Consider the following 20,399-nt stretch of genomic DNA (forward strand, 5'->3'; position numbering starts at 1 on the left):
CTTCACCTCACCTCAGCGCGCCGATGCCGTCCGTCACGTCCGAGTGACGTGCCACGGCCGACCGCCGCTCCGGTCCAGCGCCGTGCGCAGGGCCAGCGGTGTCGCGGCCGCCCATGCCTGGGGCGAGCAGGCGTGGGCGTAGGGCACGGGGCCGGCCGTGGCGGAGCGGGCGTAGCCGGCGATGACCTCGGGCAGCCGGTGGCCGTGCCGTGCCGCCGCCGCGACGAGGCCCTCGGCGACGGTGCCGACCTCGTCGGCGAGCCCGTAGCGGGCCAGGCCCAGGGCGATGACGGCGTTGTCGTGCGGCCACGCGCTGCCGCGGTGGTACGACAGCGGGTGGTACGGCTTCTGGCCGGCGGCCAGCGTGCGGATCGCCCAGCCGGAGAAGAAGTCCGGCTCCAGCAGCCGCCGGCCGACCCGCCGCGCGCGATCCGCGTCGAGGATCCCGGACCACAGCAGGTGTCCCGCGTCCGAGGCGAGGGCGTCGACGCGGCGGCCTTCGCCGTCCAGGGCGAGGGCCGGGAAGTCGGCCTCCGGCATCCAGAAGTCCGCCAGGAACCGGCTCCGCAGCCGGCCGGCGATCTCGTCCAGGCGGATCGCGTACGGCTCGTCGCCCCAGACGTCACGGGCGAGGGCCGCCGTGCGCACGAGGGCGTCGTAGGCGTAGCCCTGGGCCTCCGACACGGCGATGGGGCCCTCGGCCTGGGTGCCGTCCGTGAAGCAGACGGCGCCCGCCGAGTCCTTCCAGTTCTGGTTGACCAGTCCGCCCGGATCCGGGCTGTAGACGAGGTAACCGTGCCGCTCCAGGCCCCCGTCGGTGAGCATCCAGTCCACGGCCCGCCGGGCGTGCCGCTCCAGCCGCCGTGCGGGGGAGGGGTCGCCGGTCGTCTCGTGGTGGGCGTGGAGCAGGACCAGGAAGAGGGGCGTGGCGTCGACCGCCCCGTAGTAGCGGCCGTACGGGACCTGGCGGAAGTGGGCGAGTTCGCCCTGCCGGGTCTCGTGGACGATGCGGCCGGGCTGCTCGCCGCTGAAGGCGTCATGGCGCCGTCCCTGGGTCGCGGCGAGCGCGCTCAGCGTGGCCGCGGCCGTCTCCGGGCGGTACGGCAGCAGGAAGTACGACGTCAGCAGGGAGTCCCGGCCGAACAGCGTGAGGAACCAGGGGATGCCGGCGGCGGGGACGTACACCTCGTCGCCGTCGACACCCGTGACGGGGATGGTCAGCAGATCCACGTCCGCCAAGCCGCGTTCGCAGCTGCGGGCGAGGTCGTCCGTCGCGGTCGATGCCTGCCGTCGCGGGAGAGGCACGGCTGGAGGGGCGGCCCGCAGGCCGTGCGGGTGGGCGCGGACGGTGAGGCGGAGGTCGGCCTGCCCGTGGGCGTCGAGTTCGAGGTGCCAGCTGAGGGTGCGCGCGGTGGACCCCGGCGCGGTCGGTGCGGTCGGTGTGGAGGGGACGGACGGCGCGGGGGCGACGGCGTGGGGAACGGGGTCGCAGATGAGCGTGGTGCGTGAGTGCCAGTCGGCCCGGCGGTAGTCGAAGGCCACTCCGTCGTCGGTCGGACGTGCCTCGTGGCGGGCGTCGGGTTTGGCGTAGTGACGGCCGTCGGAGCGCAGTTCGAACAGGTCGGCGAAGTCGGCGTCGACGGTGAGGTCGACGCGGGCGGTCACCGGGTCGGGGCGGTTGCTGACCAGCCGCAGGTGCTCGCTCAACGTGCCCGCCGTGAGGGCCTGTTCGCGGAAGACGGTGTAGGCGGGCGGGTCGTCGCGGGTGCCGCGCGGCGTGAGGACGGCGGTGGCCGTGTCGTCGGTCTCCGCCGTGGCCGGCATCAGCGGGACGGGGTCGGTGCCGTCGACGGTGAGCTGCCAGCGGCTGAGATGGCGGGCGTCCCGCAGGAACAGTCCGTCGGGTGCGGTGCCGCGGGTGCCGGTGACGCCGCCGTCGGGGCCGAGGCGGGCGAAGGTGGCGTCGCGCACCAACTGGACGCGGTGGTCGGCCGCGGTCATGAGGTGGGCTCCTCCGGGTCGGCGCACAGCAGGTCGAGGGTGAGGGCGGCGGTCCAGGAGAACCGGCGGGTGCCGCGGCCCTCCCCGGTGAGGGGGTCGACGTACTCGGCGAAGTCGGACCCTCCCGCCTGCGTGACGAAGCCCCGCCGCAGACGTTCGGCGTCGTCCGCCAGACCGTGGGTGCGCAGGCCGCGGTGGATCAGCCAGGCCGTGTTGAACCAGGCCGGGCCCCGCCAGTACCGCTGGGCGTCGAACGCCGGGCCGGTCAGGTCGTAGCTGGGGACGAGCCGGGTGGCCGGCGCCCTGAAGTGCGGGCCGTCCAGCGTGCCGTGCAGGCGGCGGACGATGTCCGGCGGCAGGTGCGGCACGGCGAGCGGGACGAGGCCCGTCACGCCGCGCTCGTCGACGAGGGTGTCCGTGCGCAGGTCGCGCACGCGGAACAGGCCCGCCTCCTCGTCCCAGAGCCGCGTCACCAGATGCCGGGTGAGGGCCTCGGCGCGCTCGGTGTGCGGCGCGTCGTCGGCCCCCAGCTCGCGGGCCATGGCGGCGAGGGCCGACTCGCTGACGATCAGCAGCGCGTTGAAGCAGGGGTCCTCCGCCGCGAAGCCGTGCCGTGCCACGCGGTCGTCGTAGCCCGACTCGCGGTAGTCGGTGGCCAGTTGGACGTAGCGGCCGTAGTCCAGGTCGGTGGGGCGGTCGGCGGGGTGGCCGTGATTGAGGTCGGCGCGCCGGAACGCGCCGGGCGGGGCGGGCTCGACGCGCCCCAACGCCCCGTCCCAGCAGGGGCTGTTGTCCATGCCGGGCTCCCACGGGTGGACGACGGCCGCGAGCCCTCCGCCGCCCAGGTCGCGGCGCGCGAGGAGGTAGTCGTGCCAGGCGGTGAGCCGGGGCAGGACGCGGGCGAGGAAGCCCCTGCGCCGGGATTCCGCGGGGTCCGCCCGGTGCACGAGCCAGGCCGCGAGGGCGTGCACCGGAGGCTGGACGATGCCGGACGTCTCGGGAGCCGACGGCGCGCCCGCCGCCCGGCCGGCGTGGGACGAGCGCCAGAAGTCGGGGCTCGGGAAGTAGGCGTCGTGGGGGAGCGCCGGGTTGAAGACGATGTGCGGGATGCGGCCGTCGGCCCACTGCCCCGCCAGCAGCGACTCCAGTTCGCGCTGCGCGCGGCGCACCGACAGGTGGCGCAGCCCGATAGCGACGAAGGCGGAGTCCCAGCTCCACTGGTGCGGGTACAGGGTGCGGGAGGGGACGGTGGAGGCGCCGGTCCAGTTGTCGATGAGGACCCGCGCCGCACCGCGCCGCAGTGTCAGGTCTGCGGCGGCGGTGGGCGCGGGCCGGACCGGGCGGTCGGCGAGGGACTTCACGCGCCGGACCTCTTGAGGAAGTCGGGGACGGACCGCACGGCCTCGACGGGATCGCCGGTCAGCCGGCACTCCAGCGCCAGGTGGCCGTCGTAGCCGATGGTGTGCAGGGCGCCGAGCCAGGCGGGCCAGTCGAGGTGTCCGGCGCCGGGCTGGAAGCGGTTGGAGTCGGAGACCTGGGCGTGGCCGATGAGGTCGGCGTGGGCCAGGATCGCCGCGGCCGGGTCGCTCTCCTCGATGTTCATGTGGTAGCTGTCGATGCCGATCCGCACCGAGTCGAGACCGACGGCGCGGATCAGGTCGGCCGCCTGGTCGAGCCGGTTCACCATGTGGTCCTCGTACCGGTTGAGCGGCTCCAGGAACAGCGTGACGCCCTCCTTGCGGGCGTGCTCGCCGAGTTCGGTCAGGCCGGCCAGCAGGACCTCGCGGTCCTCCGCCTCGCCGCGCGGCGGCTCGAAGGGCGGCAGGCGGCGGGAGAACATGCCGTAGGAGGCCGGGGTCTGCGCGCCCACCCCGCCGATCTCGGCGATGACGGTCAGCTGGGACTTCATCTGGGCGATCGCGTCGCGGCGCAGGTCCTCGTCGAAGGCGCCGAGGAAGTGCGGCATGTCGACGCACACGGTCGGCATCACGACGCCGTCCTTGCGCGCCTGCCGCAGCTCGTCGAGGCGGGAGGCGAAGTGCATCTCGCCCCTGCCGCGCAGCTCGACGGCGTCGTAGCCGGCCTGCTGGGCGAAGTCCCACTTGGCCTGGAGGGTGTCCCCGGGCAGGAGTTGTTCCTGAACGGCGGTCTTGAGCATGAGGGGGCCTTTCGGGACTCTCAGAATTCCAGGACGACCTGAAGCGCCTCGGCGGGCCGCTCGTCCAGCAGTACGTACGCGTCGGCGGCGTCGGCGGCAGGGACGACGTGGCTCACCAGGGAGGTGACGTCCACCTGCTTCTCGGCCACCAGCCGCAGGAAGGTCCGCTGCAGGCGCTCGACGGTCCAGCGGTGCGACAACTGCGGGGGCACGCCGCCGATCTGGGAACAGACCAGCTGGACGCGGTTGTGGTGGAACTCGTCGCCCAGTCGCAGCCCGGCCCCGTCGCCCTGGTAGAAGCCGGAGGCCACCACGCGACCGCCGGCGGCGACCGAGCGCAGCGCCTCGTGCAGGGCGGGGTACGCGCCGCTGATCTCGATGGCGAGGTCGGCGCCGAGCCCGTCCGTCGCCTCCCGGATGCGTTCGGCGACGGCGTCGGTGCGGGCGTTGAGGGTGCGGTGGGCGCCGTAGCGCGTGGCGGTCTCCAGGCGGCCGTCGAGGGCGTCGACGGCCGTGACGCGGGCGCCGCTGAGCTGGGCGAGGCGCGTGGTGAGCAGCCCGATGACGCCCTGCCCGAAGACGGCGACGTCCTCGCCGAGGTGGATGTCGCCCGCCAGCACGGCGTTGTGGGCGATGGCGCCGACCCGGGCGAAGGCGCCGGCCAGCGGCTCCAGACCGGCGGGAAGCGTGTGGCCGATCATGCGCTCGGCCGGGACGACGCCTTCGCTGCGGTGGCCCCAGATGCCCCACACCATGTCCCCCGGGGTCGGCAGCCCCGGGGTTCCGGCCAGCTCGGGGGAGACCTCGACGACCTCGCCGACCTCCGAATAGCCCCAGCCGGCCACGGGGTACTCGATGCCGGCCGCGCCCTCGCGGAACAGCCGGGCCTCCGGGTCCCAGGTCCGCGTCAGATACGGGTTCGTCCCGCGGTAGGCGGTGAGCTCGGTGCCCGCCGAGATGCCCGAGTAACGGGTGCGCACTCTCAGGTGGCCGGGCGGCAGCTCGGCTCGGGCGTGCTCGGCGAGCTCCACCTGGCGTGGGCCGGTGAACTGTACGACGCGTTCCACGGATGGCTCCGGAAAGGTTTGCGGGTGCGGTTGCGTCGACAATAACCCCAACTTATGTCTTGTCAACAAGCAAAACTAATGCTGAGATGCGTGCCCAGCAGACGTAAGCCGGAACGAGGACACGCAATGCACACCAAGAGCCGGCGGTCGAGGGCGACCGCGGTGGGCATCACGGCAGCCCTGGCAACAGGCCTGCTCACGGGCTGCGCCGGCAGCACCGGGCCCGGCGCACCCGACCGCGAGATCACGGTCTGGTCCCAGGAGAACCTCCCCGACCGCGTCGCCGCGACGCGGAAGATCATCGACGGGTTCGAGAAGGAGACCGGGATCAAGGTCAAGCTCGTCGGCGTCGACGAGGGCCAGATGCCGCAGCTGATCATGTCGGCGGCGGCCTCGGGCACGCTGCCCGACGTCATCGGCGCGGCTCCCATGGGGCAGGTCTGGCAGATGTACACCAACGGGCTGCTCAACACCGACATCCCGAAGGAGATCATCGACGGACTCGGCCGCGACACCTTCAACGCCAACGCGCTGGACCTGACCTCCGACGGCGACACCAGCCTCGGCGTGCCCTCCGACGCCTGGCTCCAACTGCTCGTCTACCGCAAGGACCAGTTCGACAAGAAGGACCTGGCCGCCCCGGACACCTACGCCAAGGCCCTGGCCGCCGCGAAGGCGCTCACCACCAAGGGCAACGACGGCATCTCGGCCGCCACCGACCCCGGCGACGTCTTCACCTCGCAGAGCTTCGAGAGCCTGGCACTGGCCAACGGCTGCCAACTCGTCGACGAACGGCACGAGGTGGCCCTCGCATCCCCGCGCTGCCGCACCGCGTTCACGACCTACGACCGACTCGCCCGCGTCTACGGCGCCCCCGGCACCCAGACCGTGGACTCCACCCGCGCCACCTACTTCGCCGGCCGGTCCTCCATGATCATCTGGTCCTCGTTCCTGCTGGACGAACTCGCCGGCCTCCGCAAGGACGCCCTGCCCAGCTGCCCCGAGTGCGAGGACGACCCGCGGTACCTGTCGGACAACAGCGGCATCGTCACCGCCATGCGGGGCCCCGACGCCACCGAGGCCGCCCAGTTCGGCGAGATCACCTCCTGGGTGACCACCAAGACCGCCGAGACCGCGGCCTCCCGCGAGTTCGTCGAGTACGTGATGGGCTCCGGCTACGAGTCCTGGTTCGGCATGGCACCCGAGGGCAAGATCCCCGTCCGCAAGGGCACCGCGGCCGAACCCGACCGCTACCTCGAGGCCTGGCGCCACAGCGAGATCGGCGTCGACACCAAGAAGCCCTTCGACCAGGTCTTCCCCGCGAGCCTGCTCAACCAACTCGCCGACGGAGTCAGCAACATGGGCCGCTGGGGCATCACCCAGGGCGAGGGAGCACTCGTCGGCGCCACCAACGGCGAACTGCCCGTGCCGAAGGCCATCGGCGCCATGACCGGCGGACAGCTCACACCCGCCGAGGCGGCCCGCGAGGCCGACGACGAAGTCACCGCCCTGAAGAAGTCCCTGCAGTAGCCGTCCGCCTGCTCGTCACAAAGGTCCCCTCATGACAACAGCACCAGCCGGCGCACCACGACGCCGGGACACCGGACCCCGGTCCGAACACCGGCCGCCCGCCCGCGGCGACCGCCCCATGACCGCGAGCCGACGCGCCAACCGCGCGGGCCTCGCGTTCGTCTCGCCCACCTTCGTCGTCGTCCTCGTGGTCGTCGTCCTGCCCATCCTGTGGACCGTGCTGCTCGCGTTCCAGGACGCCAAGCTCGTCGACATCCAGGGCATGGGCCTGTTCGGCAACTGGTCCCTGGACAACTTCGACCAGGTCTTCGACTCGGCCGGCTTCTGGTCCAGCCTGAGCACCACCCTGATCTACACCGCGGGCTCCACCCTCGGCTCCGTCGCCCTGGGGCTGATCGCCGCGCTCGCCCTGCGGGCCCCCTTCCGGGGCCGCGGACTGCTGCGCGCCGCGATGCTGCTGCCCTACGTCGCCCCCGTCGTGGCCGTCGCCTTCGTCTGGGAGGTCGCGCTCAGCCCGCAGTACGGCGTCGTCAACGACTGGGGCCGGCGCCTGTTCGGCTGGGACGACCCCATCGCCTTCCTCTCCACCCGCGAGTACGAAGTCGGCCTGTTGGGACTGCACTTCGAGATCCCGCTGGCCCTGCTGACGGTGATCGTCTTCGAGATCTGGCGCTACTTCCCCTTCGCGTTCCTGTTCATCCTCGCCCGGCTCCAGGCGGTCCCGGACGCCCTGGAGGAGGCCGCCACGGTCGACGGGGCCACACCCTCCCAGCGGTTCCGCCACATCCTGCTGCCCCAGCTGATGCCGGTCATGGCGCTGCTGTGCGTCCTGCGGTTCATCATGACGTTCAACAAGTTCGACGACGTCTACCTGCTGACCGGCGGCGGCGCCGGCACCGACGTCGCGGCCGTCCGCGTCTACGACTTCCTCACCGCCCGCTACGACGTGGGAGCCGCGGCCGCCCAGGCGCTAGTCCTGGCCCTCTCCCTCATGGTCCTGCTGGGCATCTACTTCAAGTTCTTCGCCAACAAGGTCCAGGAGGAAGCGTGACGACCCGCAAGGCGGCCCTCACCCGGGCCCAGGTCGAGGACAGGCTCTTCGGTGTCCTGCGGTGGATCGTCATCGCGTTCCTCGCAGTGATCACCCTGCTGCCCTTCTACTACATGGTGCTGCTGTCCCTGAAGCCCATCGACGCGCTGCTGCTCGAACCGGGCTCCCTGTGGATCTCGGCCAAGGACTTCACCCTCAGCACCTACGAGGACGTGCTGCGCTCCACCGACGACGGCGGACAGGGCTTCCTGAAGTTCCTGCTCAACTCCGCGCTCGTGTCCCTCGGCACGGTCGTCCTCACCCTGCTGGCCGCGGTGCCCGGCGCCTACGCCGTCAGCCGCCTGAAGTTCTTCGGCCACCGCCAGGTCAGCGCCCTGTTCCTGGCCGTCTACATGTTCCCCGCGACCCTGCTGGCGGTCCCCCTGTTCGTCATCTTCGCCAGGATGGGCCTGTCCTCCAGCCTCGTCGGACTCGCCGTCGTCTACGTCGCCCAGACCGTGCCGGTGTCGATCTACATGCTGCGCAACTACCTCCTCACCGTCCCGTACTCCATCGAGGAGGCCGCGGCGCTCGACGGCTGCACACGGCTCCAGACGGTCCGCAAGGTGGTCCTGCCGGTCGCCCTGCCCTCCCTCATGGCGACCGGGCTCTACGTCTTCATGATCGCCTGGAACGAGTTCCTGTTCGCCCTGCTGTTCCTGGCCGCCGACCCGGACAGCTGGACCGTGTCCCTCGGTCTCGCGCAGCTGTCCAACGGCATCGAGGTGCCCAAGACCGTCCTCATGGCGGGTTCCGTGGTCCTGACGATTCCCGTGGTACTTCTGTTCTTCGCCGCCGAACGCCTCCTCACCGAGGGACTGACCAGCGGCGCCGACAAGAGCTGACGCCATGGGAGAACCACCGATGACGCCGAACCAGGCCAGCGCGGGCGACCTGCTGCACCTGATCCGCAGCGGCAGAGCCAACACCCGCGCCGACCTGCAACACGTCACCGGACTGTCCCGCTCCACCGTCGGCCAGCGCCTGGACCTGCTCAACCGCGCCGGCTGGCTGCGGCACACCAGCGGCACCTCCACGGGCGGCCGGCCCTCCGACCGCATCGAGTTCGACCCCGCCCACGCGTCGGTCCTCGCCGTGGACCTCGGGACCCGGCACGCACGTCTCGCCGTCCTCGGCCTGACCGGCACGATCCTCGCCGAGCACACCGGACCCCTGGACATCGGCGAGGGCCCCGACCACGTACTGGACCGGACGGCGGCGTGCTTCCCCGACCTGATCGCCGCCGCCGGCGTGGCACCCGCCGCAGTCTGCGGCATCGGGCTCTCCGTGCCCGGCCCGGTCGACTTCGGGACCGGCCGGGTCGTGGAACCGCCCAGCATGCCCGGCTGGGACCAGTACCCCGTCCGCGAACGCCTCCAGCGGGCCTACGCCCACCATGTGGGCCGCAGCATGGAGGAGGGGCCCGTCCCCGTCTTCGTCGACAACGACGCCAACCTCATGGCGCTGGCCGAGCACCAGGTCAACCACCGGGACTGCTCGGCTTTCGTCCTGGTCAAGGTGTCCACCGGCATCGGCGCGGGCGTCGTCATCGGCGACCGGGTGTTCCGGGGCATCGACGGGGGTGCCGGAGACATCGGGCACATCCGGCTGCACGACCGGCCCGACGCCCTGTGCACGTGCGGCTCGCGCGGCTGCCTCGCCGCCGTCGCCAGCGGACGCGCGCTGGCCCGGCAACTGTCGGCGCTCGGCCTGGACACCGCGTCCGGGTCCGACGTCCGCCGCCTCCTCGCCGACGGTCACCCCGACGCCGTCCGCCTCGCCCGGGAGGCCGGGCGCCGCGTCGGCGAGGTCCTCGTCACCGTCGTCACCCTCCTCAACCCCGGGGTGCTGATGCTGGCCGGGGAACTCTCCGGGGTGCCCTTCATGACCGGGGTGCGCGAGCTGCTGTACCAGCGCGCGATGCCCCGCACGACCGCCGGCCTCCAGATCGTCACCTCACGCCTCGGCGACCACGCCGGTCTGATGGGCGCCGCGGCCATGGTCGTGGAGTTCCTCTACTCCGCGGCCCGGGCCGACGCCCGCCTCAACCGCCTCGCGCCCTGACCGCGCAGGCCACCGCACGCAAGGCAGGAACACCGTGACCCGCACATCCGCTCCCTGGCCCCACCGACCCGTGGAGGTCGGCCTCGTGGGCGCCGGCCCCTGGGCCCGGGCCATGCACGCCCGCATGCTGGCGGCCGGCCCGGAGACCCGGCTGGCCGCCGTCTGGGCCCGCCGCCCCGAGGCCGCGCGGGAGACCGCCGCCCCGTACGCGGCGCGCGTGGCCGCCGGCTTCGACGAACTCCTCGACACCTGCGAGGCCGTCGCCTTCGCCGTCCCGCCCGCCGTCCAGGCCCAACTGGCTCCCCTCGCCGCGAAACAGGGCAAGGCCCTCCTTCTGGAGAAGCCCCTCGGCCCGGACCTGGCGTCCGCGCGCCGGCTCGCGGACGCCGTCGCCGACGCCGGAGTCGTCTCCCAACTCGTCCTCACCAAGCGGTATCACCCCACCACGCGGGCCTTCCTCGACGCCGCCCGGAACGCCGACGTGGCCGGCGCCCGCGCCTGTTACCTCCACGGCGCGTTCCTCGGCGGCGACTTCGCCACCGGCTGGCGTCTGGAGCACGGCGCCCTGCTCGACCTGGGCCCGCACCTCCTCGACCTCCTCGACGCCGCGATCGGCCCCGTCGTCCACATCCGCGGCACCGGTGACCCCCGCCGCTGGATCGAGCTGACCTGCGAACACGCCAACGGCGCCGTGAGTCAGGCGTCGCTGTCCGGCGCGGTGAACGTGCCCCGGGTCCGGACCCGCGTCGAACTCTTCGGCGCCGAGCCGCCGGTGGTCTACGACACGGCCGACATCGACCACGAGGAATGCTGGCCCGTCCTCCGCCGCGACTTCGCCACCGCCGTGCGCACCCACACCCCGCCCGGACTCGACGCCCAACGGGGTCTGTACCTGCAAACGCTCATCGAGCGGGCCGTGCTGAACTGAGGGGGGCGCTCACCACGGCCCCGCACTGCGGCCCACACGACGGCAAGGAGCCGGCACATGCTGATCGAACACCGCGGTCGACGACCGTTCGTCCCGGCGTCCGCCTACGTCGCGCCCTCCGCCACCCTCTGCGGCGCGGTGGTGCTCGGCGAGGGCGCTCGCGTCCTGCACGGCGCCGTGCTCACCGCCGAGGACGGGGAGGTCCGCGTCGGCGCCGACACGGTCGTGATGGAGAACGCCCTCGTCCGCGGGCGCGCCCGGCACCCGGCGGCGATCGGCGACGCGGTGCTGATCGGTCCGCACGCCCACGTCAACGGGGCGACGGTGGAGGACGAGGTCTTCGTCGCCACCGGCGCCTCGCTGTTCCCGGGCTCGGTGGCCGGCGCGGGAGCCGAACTGCGCATCAACAGCGTGCTGCACATCAACTCCGGACTCGCGCCCGGCACCGTCGTCCCCATCGGCTGGATCGCCGCGGGCGACCCGGCGCGGCTCTTCGCCCCGGATCAGCACGACGAACTCTGGGAAGTGCAGCGGGGGTTGGACTTCCCGGGCACGGTGTACGGAGTCTCCCGTGACACACCCATGCGCGACATCATGGCCCGGCAGAGCGCCTACTACGGCGCACACCTGGACGACCGCGTGCTCGACGGGGACGGGGAGGGGGAGGGGAACGGCGACTGAGACGGCGCCGCACCTGCCCGGCCGTACTGCCGATTCCGCTCCGCACGCCTACGCTGCTCCGCATGGCCCACAGCAGCGGACACCCGGGACGCGACGACAGGCCGGAGGAGTCACGGCGGGCGAGCCTGAGCCGGACGTTCGACGAGGACGCGGAGCTGTACGACCGGGCCAGGCCCGGCTATCCGCCGGAGTTGTACGACGACCTCGCGGACCTCGCCGGTGCCCGCCCCGGCAGCCGCGTCCTGGAGCTGGGCTGCGGAACCGGGCAGGCGACCGTGCCCCTGGCCGAGCGGGGCTGCCGGATCACGGCGGTCGAGGCGGGGCGGCACATGGCCGCCGTCGCCCGGCGCAACCTGGCCGGGGCGCCGGCCGCCGAGGTGGTCACGGCGGAGTTCGAGAGCTGGCCGCTGCCCCGCGACCCCTTCGACGTCGTCCTCGCGGCGACCTCGTTCCACTGGATCGACCCGGCGGTGCGGACGGCCAAGGCCGCCGACGCGCTGTGTCCGGGCGGTGCCCTCGCCGTGGTGCGCACCCAGCACGTGAGAGGCGGGACGGAGGAGTTCTTCGTCGAGGTCCAGCGCTGCTACGAGTGCTTCGACCCGGACACGCCGCCCGGCCTGCGGCCTCCGAGGGCCGCCGACGTCGACGCCTCGGACCACGCCGAGGAAGTGGCGCGCAGCGGCCGGTTCGGCCCGACGGTGTTCCGCCGCTACGAGCAGGACCTCACGTACACCACGGCGGAGTACCTGGACGTGCTGCGCACGTACTCGGGCCACCGGGCCCTGCCGTACGGGGCGCGCAGCGGGCTGCTGGAGTGCGTCGCGGCACTGATCGACGGGCGGTACGGGGGCCGCGTCACGAAGCGTTACCTCGTCGAGCTCGGGGTGTCGCACAAGCGATGAGCCCCGCCTCCCGCTACTGACCACTCGTCAGAACATTTACACGAAGTCCCCTTTGTCAGCGGTCGATTCTTCCTGCCACAGTCGTGACTCCCCCACAGGCACGCCCTCCAGTGGCCCGTCGTGGCGGCTGGAGGGCGTGGGACATCCAAGGAGTCCGAATGGACGGCTCGACCGAAATGGCAGCACCCGAGTGGCGGGACCCGAAGCGCTATCTGTGGCTGCTGGGACTCGCGGTACCGACCTTGCCCTTCCAGGCCGGGGCACTCGCCTCGGTGACGGGGCTGAGCGTCTTCTGGTGGTGGGGCCCCTTCTTCGCCTTCGTCCTCGTCCCGCTGCTGGACCAGTTGACCGGCGGCGACGGCGAGAACCCTCCCGAACACGCGATGGCCCGCCTAGCGGAGGACCGCTACTACCGCTGGTGCACGTACCTGTACCTCCCCCTCCAGTTCGCCGCACTCGTCTGGGCGTGCGGACAGTGGGCGCACGGCGACCTGTCGCTCGCCGCGGGGCTGGGGCTGGCCGCCACCACCGGCGTCGTCGCGGGCGTCGCCATCAACACCGCCCACGAACTCGGCCACAAGCGCGAGCAGCTGGAACGGCGCCTCAGCAGGATGGCCCTCGCCCAGACCTGCTACGGGCACTTCTACGTCGAGCACAACCACGGGCACCACATACGCGTGGCGACACCGGAGGACCCGGCCAGCTCCCGCATGGGGGAGTCGTTCTGGGCCTTCCTGCCCCGGGCGGTCGCCGGGAGCGTACGGTCCGCCTGGCGGCTGGAGGAGCGACGGCTGTCCCGGCGCGGTCGCGGCGTCTGGAGCAGGCACAACGACGTGCTGACCGCGTGGGCCCTGTCCCTGCTGCTGTTCGGCGCCCTCACCGCGGGCTTCGGCTGGTCGGTGCTGCCGTACCTGCTGATCCAGGCCGTCCTCGGTTTCGGTCTGCTGGAGACCGTGAACTACCTGGAGCACTACGGGCTGCTCCGGCAGCGCCGCCCGGACGGCCGCTACGAACGGGTCGCCCCGCGCCACAGCTGGAACAGCAACAACACCGTCAGCAACCTTCTCCTCTTCCAGCTCCAGCGTCACTCCGACCACCACGCCAACCCGCTCCGGCGCTACCAGACCCTGCGCCACTTCGACGAGGCCCCGCAACTCCCCTCCGGCTACGCCTCGATGATCGTCCTGGCCTGGTGCGGCCCTCTGTGGCGCCGCGTCATGCACCCGCGCCTGCTGGCGCACTACGACCACGACCTCACGCGCGCCAACCTCCACCCCCCGGCCCGCGAACGACTCCTCCGCCGCCACGGGCCCGTGCCCGCCGCCCCCGCCTCAATGCCCGGGACGACCACAGCGGAAGCCTCCCCGCGCTGGGAGCCCTGACCGGTAGAGGCCGGCCGACAGGGAAGCATCATTGAGCAGTGCGCCGGCGCGGACGCATCACCGAGTCACGCGTCGGCGCAGATGTTCGAGAGCCCGGGTGCGCGTTCGTGCGACCGTGCCGCGGTGGACGCCGAGGATGTGCGCCGCCTGGTCGAGGGTGTGGCCGTGGAGGTCCACCAGGACCACGGCGGCCGCCTGCTGCGGCGTCAGGGAGGCGAGGAGCCGGCGCACGTCCATCTCCCCGGCCCGCCCGTCCATGCCGCCGTCCCACGTGCCGCCGGCCGCCCGCGTCTCGGCCTCCGCCGACGGGACCGTCCTGCGTTCGCGTCGCAGGCGGTCGCGGATGACGCTGAGCAGGGCGCGGAACGCGTAGGCGTAGGGGTCGGGGTGGTCGAGGAAGGGCTGCGGGCGGGCCGCCAGCTTGAGGTACGTGTCGTGGACCGCGTCCTCCGCGGTGTGGGACGTCCGGCCCGCCAGCTGGGCCGACCGGCGGTACAGCCGCGGCAGCAGGGCGCTGAACACCTCGTCGAAGCGTCCTTTGGGCGGCGGGACCTGACCGGCGCAGTCGTGCATGACTCCTCCTGGGAAGAGCGCTTGGAAGGGGGAACCGTGTGGCGGACGGCCGTCGTCGGTGCGCCGCCTGCCCGCCGAACCGTTTCTAGCCCGGTCCCGTTGTTCACGATCGGTGGACTGGCACTGAACAAACGCATGGTGAACAATCCGGACGACCCCGGGGGAGGTTGCCGAGAGATGCCACGTGGAGAGCGGCCGCTGGACGCGGACGGCGGACCGCTGCTGGAATTCGCCGCGGAATTGCGGAAACTGCGGCAGCGGGCCGGGAATCCCACCTATCGGGAACTCGCGCGGCGGGCGCACTACGCGATCGCGACGCTGTCCGGGGCCGCGGCGGGGCGTCAACTTCCCACCCTGGCCGTCACCCTCGCCTACGTCCGTGCCTGCGGCGGTGACGAGGGCGAATGGGAGCTGAAGTGGCGCAGGACGGCCGCCGCGTGCGCCCCGGCGCGCACCCCCGGCGCCCGGCATGCGCCCGGCGGGGAGGAGGGTGAAGGTGAGGATCCGGCCCGCGCGCCCTATGTCGGCCTGGCCGCATTCCAGCAGTCCGACGCCGATGTCTTCTTCGGCCGGGAGAAACTCACCGAACGGATTGTCGAGCACCTGGAGAAGAGGAAGCTGCTCGTTCTCTTCGGCGCCTCCGGATCGGGGAAGTCGTCGGTTCTCCGCGCGGGTGTGCTCCCCAGGTTTTCCGATGTGCCCCCGCTGATCTTCACCCCCGGCCCGCATCCGCTCGAGGAATGCGCCGTCCGGCTGGCGGCCCGCGCCGGCGTCACCCCGGGCTCCCTGCACGCGGAACTCGCCGCGGAGCCGCGGACCTTGCACCGGGTGGCGCGGCAGATCCTCGCCGCGCGGCCCGACCCGGACCAGGTGACCGGGGAACGCCGGGAACGCGGGGAATCCGGGGAACTCCTGGTCGTGGTGGACCAGTTCGAGGAGGTCTTCACCGTCTGCCGCGACCCGGCGGAGCGGGACGCCTTCGTGGCCTCACTGCTCCACGCGGCCCAGACCCCGGACAGCCGCACCCGTGTCGCGCTCGCCGTGCGGTCCGACTTCTACACGCACTGCACCCGCCTCCCCGGCCTGGTCGACGCCCTGAGCGACGCCCACCTCCCCGTCGGCCCCATGACCTCCGACGAACTGCGCGCGGCGGTCGTCCGGCCCGCGACCCGCGCCGGACTGACCGTCGAAGGCGCCCTCCTGGCCGCCCTCATGGCCGACGCACACGGCAGGCCGGGCGCGCTGCCCCTGCTCTCGCACGCCCTGCTGGAGACCTGGCGCCGTCGGCGCGGCAACGCCCTGACGCTCGCCGGATACCGAGCGGCGGGCGGCTTCGAGGGCGCGCTCGCCCAGACCGCCGAGGCCTTCCACGCCGCCCTGACCGACACCCAGCAACAACTCGCCCGACGGCTCCTCCTGCGGCTCGTCGCCCTCGGCGAGGGCACCGAGGACACCAAGCGCCGCCTGCCGCGACACGAACTCGACGACACCCCCGACACCGCGCTCGTCCTCGAACACGCCACCCGCGTACGCCTGCTCACCGTCGACCGGGACCACGTCGAGATCACCCACGAGGCGCTGATCCGCTGCTGGCCCCGCCTCGGCGACTGGCTGAGCGAGGACCGCGAACAGGTCCGCCGGCTGCGCACGCTCACCGAGGCCACCGCCGTCTGGGAGTCCCTGGACCACGACCCCGACACCCTGTACCGGGGCGTGCGCCTGGCCGCCGTCAGGGACCTCCCGAGGCAGGCGCTGACCGCACGGGAACGCGCCTTCCTCGACGCCGGCGAGGCCGCGGAGGCGGAGCAGCAGCGGCGTGGCCGCCGTCAGGTCCGCCGGCTGCGCAGGCTCGTCGGCGCCCTGGTGGTGCTGCTCGTGTGCGCCGTGGCCGCCGCCGGGTTCGCCGTGCACGCGCAGAGCACCGTGACGAGGCAGCGCAACCACGCCGTGGTCCTGCGGGCCGCCGACGCGGCCGTGCACCTCAGCCCGCACGACCAGTCACTCGCCGCGCAGATCGCGCTGGCCGCCTACCGGTGGGCGCCGGGCGAGCGCACCCGCAACGCCCTGCTCAGCGCCCTGGCCGTCGAGCCGCCCGGCCGCATGCCGACCGGTCACACACCGGCCGTCACACGCGACGGCCGCATGCTCGCGATGGCCGACGGGCCGCACATCTTCCTGTGGGACATGGCGGTGCCCCGGCGCCCGCGCCGGCTCGGCACCATCGACTGCGGCGGCGTCGGCTTCCACACCCTCGCCTTCCACCCGGGCGGGACGTCACTGATCGGCGTCGGCACCGACCGCGTGATCCGGGTGTGGGACGTGACCGACCCCCACCGCCCGGCACCGCCCACGACGAAGGCCACCGGGCACACCGACGTCGTCTACTCCGTCGTACTCAACCGCACCGGCACCATGGCCGCCACCAGCAGTTGGGACGACACGATCCGGCTCTGGGACACGACCGACCCGGCGCGCCCCCGTCTCCTCGACGAACTGCGCGGACACTTGGGGAACGTCAAGCCCGTGGCCTTCGGCCCCGACGGCCGCACCCTGGCCTCCGGCTCCGACGACCGCACCATCCGTGTCTGGGACATCACCGACCCGCGCCGGGCGTCCGCCGTCGCCGTCCTCCGCGGCCACCGGCACTTCGTGGACGCCCTCGCCTACAGCGCCGACGGACGCACTCTGCTCTCCGGAAGCGACGACCGCACGGCGCGGCTGTGGGACGTCGGCCGGCTGCCCCGGCACCGCGAACTGGGCCAACTCCCCGGCCACGCCGACGTCGTGGCCGGCGTGGCGTTCGCCCCCCACGGCCGTACGGCGGTGACCGTCGGCGTGGACGGCGCGGTAAGGGTCTGGGACGTCACCGACCGCACGCGCCCCGCGCCGCTGGCCTCCCTCACCAACCCCGCCGGCTCGGTCAAGGAGGTGCGCCACCTCTCGGCGGACGGCACGATCGTCACCGTCACCGCCCACCGGAGCGTCCAGGTCTGGTACACCGACCCGGAGCACGCGCTGGCCCACGCCTGCGACCACGTGCGCGGCGTCCTCAGCCGCGCCCAGTGGTCCCGTCACTTCCCCGGCCTGCGCTACGACCCGCCCTGCCCCGACCGCACCCGCGCGAGCCCGGCCTGAGGACCCCGCCCGGCGGCAACACGCAGGGGCGGGCCCGGAGCACCGGCTCCGAACCCGCCCGCGGTCACCCCCCGTTCCTGACCGCCCCCCCGTGTCACGGGACGGCCGCCGGTGTCAGCGGTTCGTCCACAGGTTCCAGAAGAAGCGGCCGTTCGCGCACTGGAACTCGTCCCAGTGCCCCCGCTGCACCCCCTCCTGGCCCGCCTCCAGACACCCGCCGCGCGTCCAGTACTTGCCGCGGAGGATCCAGCCCGCGGGCGCCTCCGCCGCCTGCGCGGCGACGGCCACCCGACGGGACTCCTCGACGGCGGCACCGGCCTGCGGGGCACCGAGGCCCAGCGTCCCCGCGAGGAGGGCCGTGGTGATGACTCCGAAAGCGAAACGTGTACGCATGAGGATCAACTCCCTGTGCTGTGGGCGACATTGCGCCCTTCACACGTTTCCGGCGCCCTTCTCGTACGACCCCTCGAACTGTGATGTGAGTCACATTGTTCGGGTGGTTCGGGGCCGGTCACGCTCCCGGTGTGAAGCGTTCCCAGACACGGTGCGCGCCGAGCAGGCCGGTGATCCGCTCCAGGGCCCCGGTGGCGCTGTCGCCCACGACGATGCCCGGCGCGTCGGCGGGCACCCCGGCCGCCTGGAGCGCGGCGTCGCCGCCCGCCCAGGCGCCGATGGCCTTGCCGTGCCGGTACGCCTCGGCCAGCAGCAGCGTCACGCGCGGGTCGCACGTCGTCAGTCCGGCCGAGCCCGGCGGCACCTTGGCGTCGCGGGCGCCCCGCGCGTCGCTGCCCACACCGGGCGCCCCGGCGAGCAGCACCGCGTCGAATTCCACGCTCCGCGCGGTCACGTACGTGCGCTGCACGGTCAGCGCGGCCTCGCCCGAGCCGATCGTGCCACCCGTCGGCGCGACGACCAGCGGCACCATGCCGCCGCGCAGCACGGCCTCCCGCACGGCGCGCACGCCGTCCAGATCGCCGTCCGCGTCCGTGACGATGCCGATGACGCGGCCGTCCGTGGGCCAGGTGCGGCCGACCTGGGACAGCGCGGGGCTCGGCTCGACGTCCGCCGGCGTCTCCGAAGGCTCCGGGGCCGGCAGGCCGAGACCGGCGGCGACCTGCGCGCACAGCTCCGCGTCGATGTTCGCGAGGACCCGCAGCCCGCGTTCCTTGACCGCCTGCTCGTAGCACTTGCCGAGCTCGAAGGTGTACGCGCCGATGATGTGCTCCCGCTCCACCGGGCTCATGCTCAGCCAGAACCTGCGGGCCTGGCTGAAGTGGTCGGCGAAGGACTCCGGCGCCTCACGCACCTTCGTGGCCTCCGGGACCCGTACCGGCGTCTCGATGTACGCCCCGGTGTCCGCGCCCGCGGTGAAGGGGCAGCCGCCGTCGAGGGAATTGGGCCGGTAGGGCGCCACACCGCGATGCACGGCGGTCTGGTGCATGCCGTCCCGCAGCATGTCGTTGACCGGCGCGTGCGGGCGATTGATGGGCAGCTGCGGGAAGTTGGGGCCGCCCAGCCGGGTGATCTGGGTGTCCAGGTACGAGAACAGCCGCCCCGCGAGCAGTGGGTCGTCGGTGATGTCGATGCCCGGCACGAGATGCCCGACGTGAAAGGCGACCTGCTCGGTCTCGGCGAAGAAGTTCGACGGATTGCGGTTCAGGGTGAGCAGCCCGACCGGCTGCACCGGCGCCAGCTCCTCCGGCACGAGGTTCGTCGGGTCGAGCAGGTCGATGCCCTCGAAGGTCTGGTCCGGGGTGTCCGGGAAGGTCTGGATGCCCAGCTCCCACTGCGGGTGGGCGCCCGCCTCGATCGCGTCGGCGAGGTCCCGGCGGTGGAAGTCGGGGTCGATGCCGTTGATGAGCTGCGCCTCCTCCCACACCAGGGAGTGCACGCCCAGCTTCGGCTTCCAGTGGAACTTCACCAGGGTCGTCCCGCCCGCCGCGTCGACCAGGCGGAACGTGTGGACGCCGAAGCCCTCCATCATCCGGTACGAGCGCGGGATGCCCCGGTCGGACATGTTCCACATCGTGTGGTGAGTGGCCTCGGTGTGGAGGGTGACGAAGTCCCAGAAGGTGTCGTGGGCGCTCTGCGCCTGCGGGATCTCCCGGTCCGGGTGCGGCTTGCCCGCGTGGATGATGTCCGGGAACTTGATGGCGTCCTGGATGAAGAACACCGGCATGTTGTTCCCGACGAGGTCGAAGACGCCCTCGGTCGTGTAGAACTTCGTCGCGAATCCACGCGTGTCCCGCACCGTGTCGGACGATCCGCGCGAGCCCAGCACCGTGGAGAAGCGGACGAAGACCGGCGTCTCGGCGTCCTTGGCGAGGAACGCCGCCCTCGTCACCGTCTCGGCCGTGCCGTAGCTCTTGAACACGCCGTGGGCCGCCGCACCACGCGCGTGCACCACGCGCTCCGGGATGCGCTCGTGGTCGAAGTGCATGACCTTCTCGCGCAGGTGATGGTCCTGCAGCAGCACCGGGCCGCGCGGGCCCGCCTTCAGCGAGTGGTCCGTGTCGTACAGCCGCGCGCCCTGCGCCGTGGTCAGGTAGCTGCCGGCCTGGGCCACGCGGGCCTGGTCCGCGCCGGTCTCCTGGCCGGTGGGCGACATGGTGTCCGGGCCGCTCTGGTCCGGCTTCGGCGGCAGTGGCTCGCGCGGTTCGGTGGGCTCCGCCACGGGCGGGGTCTCGGCCCCCGGTTTCCCGGGAATTCCCTCCTCCGGGCCGGGGCCCTCGCCCCGGACCGTCTCGGCGACCTTCTGCGCTGCCTGCTTCAAGGGCTTGGATTCCATGGAATGCCGTTCCTCCGGTGGGGGTCGGATTGCCGCTGCCGCGCTCACGCCTCCGGCCGGCCGCCGCCCTGCGCCGTCGACGGGCCGGCTGCCCTGTCAA

At 72.8% G+C, this 20,399-nt stretch carries 16 protein-coding genes; 9 read left to right on the plus strand and 7 right to left on the minus strand.

Annotated features, from left to right (window positions below):
• Positions 1-33: 33 nt before the first annotated feature.
• The 4 genes from ACZ7D7_RS22470 to ACZ7D7_RS22485 are packed head-to-tail and all read right to left on the minus strand — an operon-like array spanning position 34 to position 5,226.
• Complete coding sequence (locus tag ACZ7D7_RS22470; RefSeq protein WP_470826444.1) at positions 34-2,001, minus strand: amylo-alpha-1,6-glucosidase; 1,968 nt, start codon at positions 1,999-2,001, stop codon at positions 34-36.
• Positions 1,998-3,362, minus strand: coding sequence for an MGH1-like glycoside hydrolase domain-containing protein (locus tag ACZ7D7_RS22475; RefSeq protein ID WP_470826445.1), 1,365 nt, complete (start codon positions 3,360-3,362; stop codon positions 1,998-2,000). The genes ACZ7D7_RS22470 and ACZ7D7_RS22475 overlap by 4 nt, the downstream gene beginning before the upstream one ends.
• The gene (locus tag ACZ7D7_RS22480; RefSeq protein WP_470826447.1) at positions 3,359-4,159 is read right to left on the minus strand and encodes a sugar phosphate isomerase/epimerase family protein; all 801 of its coding nucleotides are present in this window, start codon (positions 4,157-4,159) and stop codon (positions 3,359-3,361) included. The genes ACZ7D7_RS22475 and ACZ7D7_RS22480 overlap by 4 nt, the downstream gene beginning before the upstream one ends.
• Positions 4,160-4,179: 20 nt before the next feature.
• Entirely contained in the window at positions 4,180-5,226 is a 1,047-nt protein-coding gene (locus tag ACZ7D7_RS22485; RefSeq protein ID WP_470826449.1) for a zinc-dependent alcohol dehydrogenase, read from the minus strand.
• A gap of 126 nt (positions 5,227-5,352) precedes the next feature.
• Here ACZ7D7_RS22485 and ACZ7D7_RS22490 point away from each other — a divergent pair, with 126 nt between their 5' ends.
• The 8 genes from ACZ7D7_RS22490 to ACZ7D7_RS22525 all read left to right on the plus strand — a co-directional run bounded on the left by ACZ7D7_RS22490 (position 5,353) and on the right by ACZ7D7_RS22525 (position 13,803).
• On the plus strand, positions 5,353-6,756 hold the full coding sequence (locus tag ACZ7D7_RS22490) for an ABC transporter substrate-binding protein (RefSeq protein ID WP_470826450.1): 1,404 nt from the start codon (positions 5,353-5,355) through the stop codon (positions 6,754-6,756).
• A 31-nt stretch (positions 6,757-6,787) separates the two neighbouring features.
• Complete coding sequence (locus tag ACZ7D7_RS22495; protein WP_470826452.1) at positions 6,788-7,807, plus strand: carbohydrate ABC transporter permease; 1,020 nt, start codon at positions 6,788-6,790, stop codon at positions 7,805-7,807.
• Positions 7,804-8,691 (plus strand): carbohydrate ABC transporter permease, encoded by an 888-nt coding sequence (locus ACZ7D7_RS22500; protein WP_470826453.1) that lies wholly within the window; start codon positions 7,804-7,806, stop codon positions 8,689-8,691. The genes ACZ7D7_RS22495 and ACZ7D7_RS22500 overlap by 4 nt, the downstream gene beginning before the upstream one ends.
• A gap of 4 nt (positions 8,692-8,695) precedes the next feature.
• A complete protein-coding gene (locus tag ACZ7D7_RS22505) occupies positions 8,696-9,910 on the plus strand; it encodes an ROK family transcriptional regulator (protein ID WP_470826454.1) in 1,215 nt (404 codons plus the stop codon).
• Positions 9,911-9,944: 34 nt separating this feature from the next.
• Entirely contained in the window at positions 9,945-10,838 is an 894-nt protein-coding gene (locus ACZ7D7_RS22510; RefSeq protein WP_470826456.1) for a Gfo/Idh/MocA family protein, read from the plus strand.
• A 57-nt stretch (positions 10,839-10,895) separates the two neighbouring features.
• Positions 10,896-11,519 carry a gamma carbonic anhydrase family protein gene (locus ACZ7D7_RS22515; RefSeq protein WP_470826458.1) on the plus strand — a complete coding sequence of 208 codons (624 nt, stop codon included), beginning with the start codon at positions 10,896-10,898 and terminating at the stop codon, positions 11,517-11,519.
• A gap of 62 nt (positions 11,520-11,581) precedes the next feature.
• On the plus strand, positions 11,582-12,421 hold the full coding sequence (locus ACZ7D7_RS22520; protein WP_470826459.1) for a class I SAM-dependent methyltransferase: 840 nt from the start codon (positions 11,582-11,584) through the stop codon (positions 12,419-12,421).
• Between the two features lie 158 nt (positions 12,422-12,579).
• Positions 12,580-13,803 carry an alkane 1-monooxygenase gene (locus ACZ7D7_RS22525; RefSeq protein WP_470826460.1) on the plus strand — a complete coding sequence of 408 codons (1,224 nt, stop codon included), beginning with the start codon at positions 12,580-12,582 and terminating at the stop codon, positions 13,801-13,803.
• Positions 13,804-13,860: 57 nt separating this feature from the next.
• On the opposite strand, the gene ACZ7D7_RS22530 is transcribed toward ACZ7D7_RS22525, so the two are convergent.
• Positions 13,861-14,376: an RNA polymerase sigma factor gene (locus tag ACZ7D7_RS22530; protein WP_470826461.1), complete on the minus strand. Its 516-nt coding sequence runs from the start codon at positions 14,374-14,376 to the stop codon at positions 13,861-13,863.
• Positions 14,377-14,553: 177 nt separating this feature from the next.
• Here ACZ7D7_RS22530 and ACZ7D7_RS22535 point away from each other — a divergent pair, with 177 nt between their 5' ends.
• Complete coding sequence (locus ACZ7D7_RS22535) at positions 14,554-17,511, plus strand: nSTAND1 domain-containing NTPase (RefSeq protein ID WP_470826462.1); 2,958 nt, start codon at positions 14,554-14,556, stop codon at positions 17,509-17,511.
• 114 nt (positions 17,512-17,625) lie between these two features.
• On the opposite strand, the gene ACZ7D7_RS22540 is transcribed toward ACZ7D7_RS22535, so the two are convergent.
• On the minus strand, positions 17,626-17,904 hold the full coding sequence (locus ACZ7D7_RS22540; protein ID WP_470826463.1) for a hypothetical protein: 279 nt from the start codon (positions 17,902-17,904) through the stop codon (positions 17,626-17,628).
• Positions 17,905-18,022: 118 nt separating this feature from the next.
• On the minus strand, positions 18,023-20,299 hold the full coding sequence (locus ACZ7D7_RS22545; protein ID WP_470826464.1) for a catalase: 2,277 nt from the start codon (positions 20,297-20,299) through the stop codon (positions 18,023-18,025).
• Between the last annotated feature and the right edge of the window lie 100 nt (positions 20,300-20,399).

It is taken from the genome of Streptomyces sp. NPDC037054, assembly GCF_055606745.1.

Bases quoted from the DNA above. Each gene is read 5' to 3' on its own strand.
- ACZ7D7_RS22470 (WP_470826444.1), bottom strand. From the start codon at position 2,001: ATGACCGCGGCCGACCACCGCGTCCAGTTGGTGCGCGACGCCACCTTC.
- ACZ7D7_RS22480 (WP_470826447.1), bottom strand. From the start codon at position 4,159: ATGCTCAAGACCGCCGTTCAGGAACAACTCCTGCCCGGGGACACCCTC.
- ACZ7D7_RS22490 (WP_470826450.1), top strand. From the start codon at position 5,353: ATGCACACCAAGAGCCGGCGGTCGAGGGCGACCGCGGTGGGCATCACG.
- ACZ7D7_RS22495 (WP_470826452.1), top strand. From the start codon at position 6,788: ATGACAACAGCACCAGCCGGCGCACCACGACGCCGGGACACCGGACCC.
- ACZ7D7_RS22505 (WP_470826454.1), top strand. From the start codon at position 8,696: ATGGGAGAACCACCGATGACGCCGAACCAGGCCAGCGCGGGCGACCTG.
- ACZ7D7_RS22515 (WP_470826458.1), top strand. From the start codon at position 10,896: ATGCTGATCGAACACCGCGGTCGACGACCGTTCGTCCCGGCGTCCGCC.
- ACZ7D7_RS22520 (WP_470826459.1), top strand. From the start codon at position 11,582: ATGGCCCACAGCAGCGGACACCCGGGACGCGACGACAGGCCGGAGGAG.
- ACZ7D7_RS22525 (WP_470826460.1), top strand. From the start codon at position 12,580: ATGGACGGCTCGACCGAAATGGCAGCACCCGAGTGGCGGGACCCGAAG.
- ACZ7D7_RS22530 (WP_470826461.1), bottom strand. From the start codon at position 14,376: ATGCACGACTGCGCCGGTCAGGTCCCGCCGCCCAAAGGACGCTTCGAC.
- ACZ7D7_RS22535 (WP_470826462.1), top strand. From the start codon at position 14,554: ATGCCACGTGGAGAGCGGCCGCTGGACGCGGACGGCGGACCGCTGCTG.
- ACZ7D7_RS22540 (WP_470826463.1), bottom strand. From the start codon at position 17,904: ATGCGTACACGTTTCGCTTTCGGAGTCATCACCACGGCCCTCCTCGCG.
- ACZ7D7_RS22545 (WP_470826464.1), bottom strand. From the start codon at position 20,299: ATGGAATCCAAGCCCTTGAAGCAGGCAGCGCAGAAGGTCGCCGAGACG.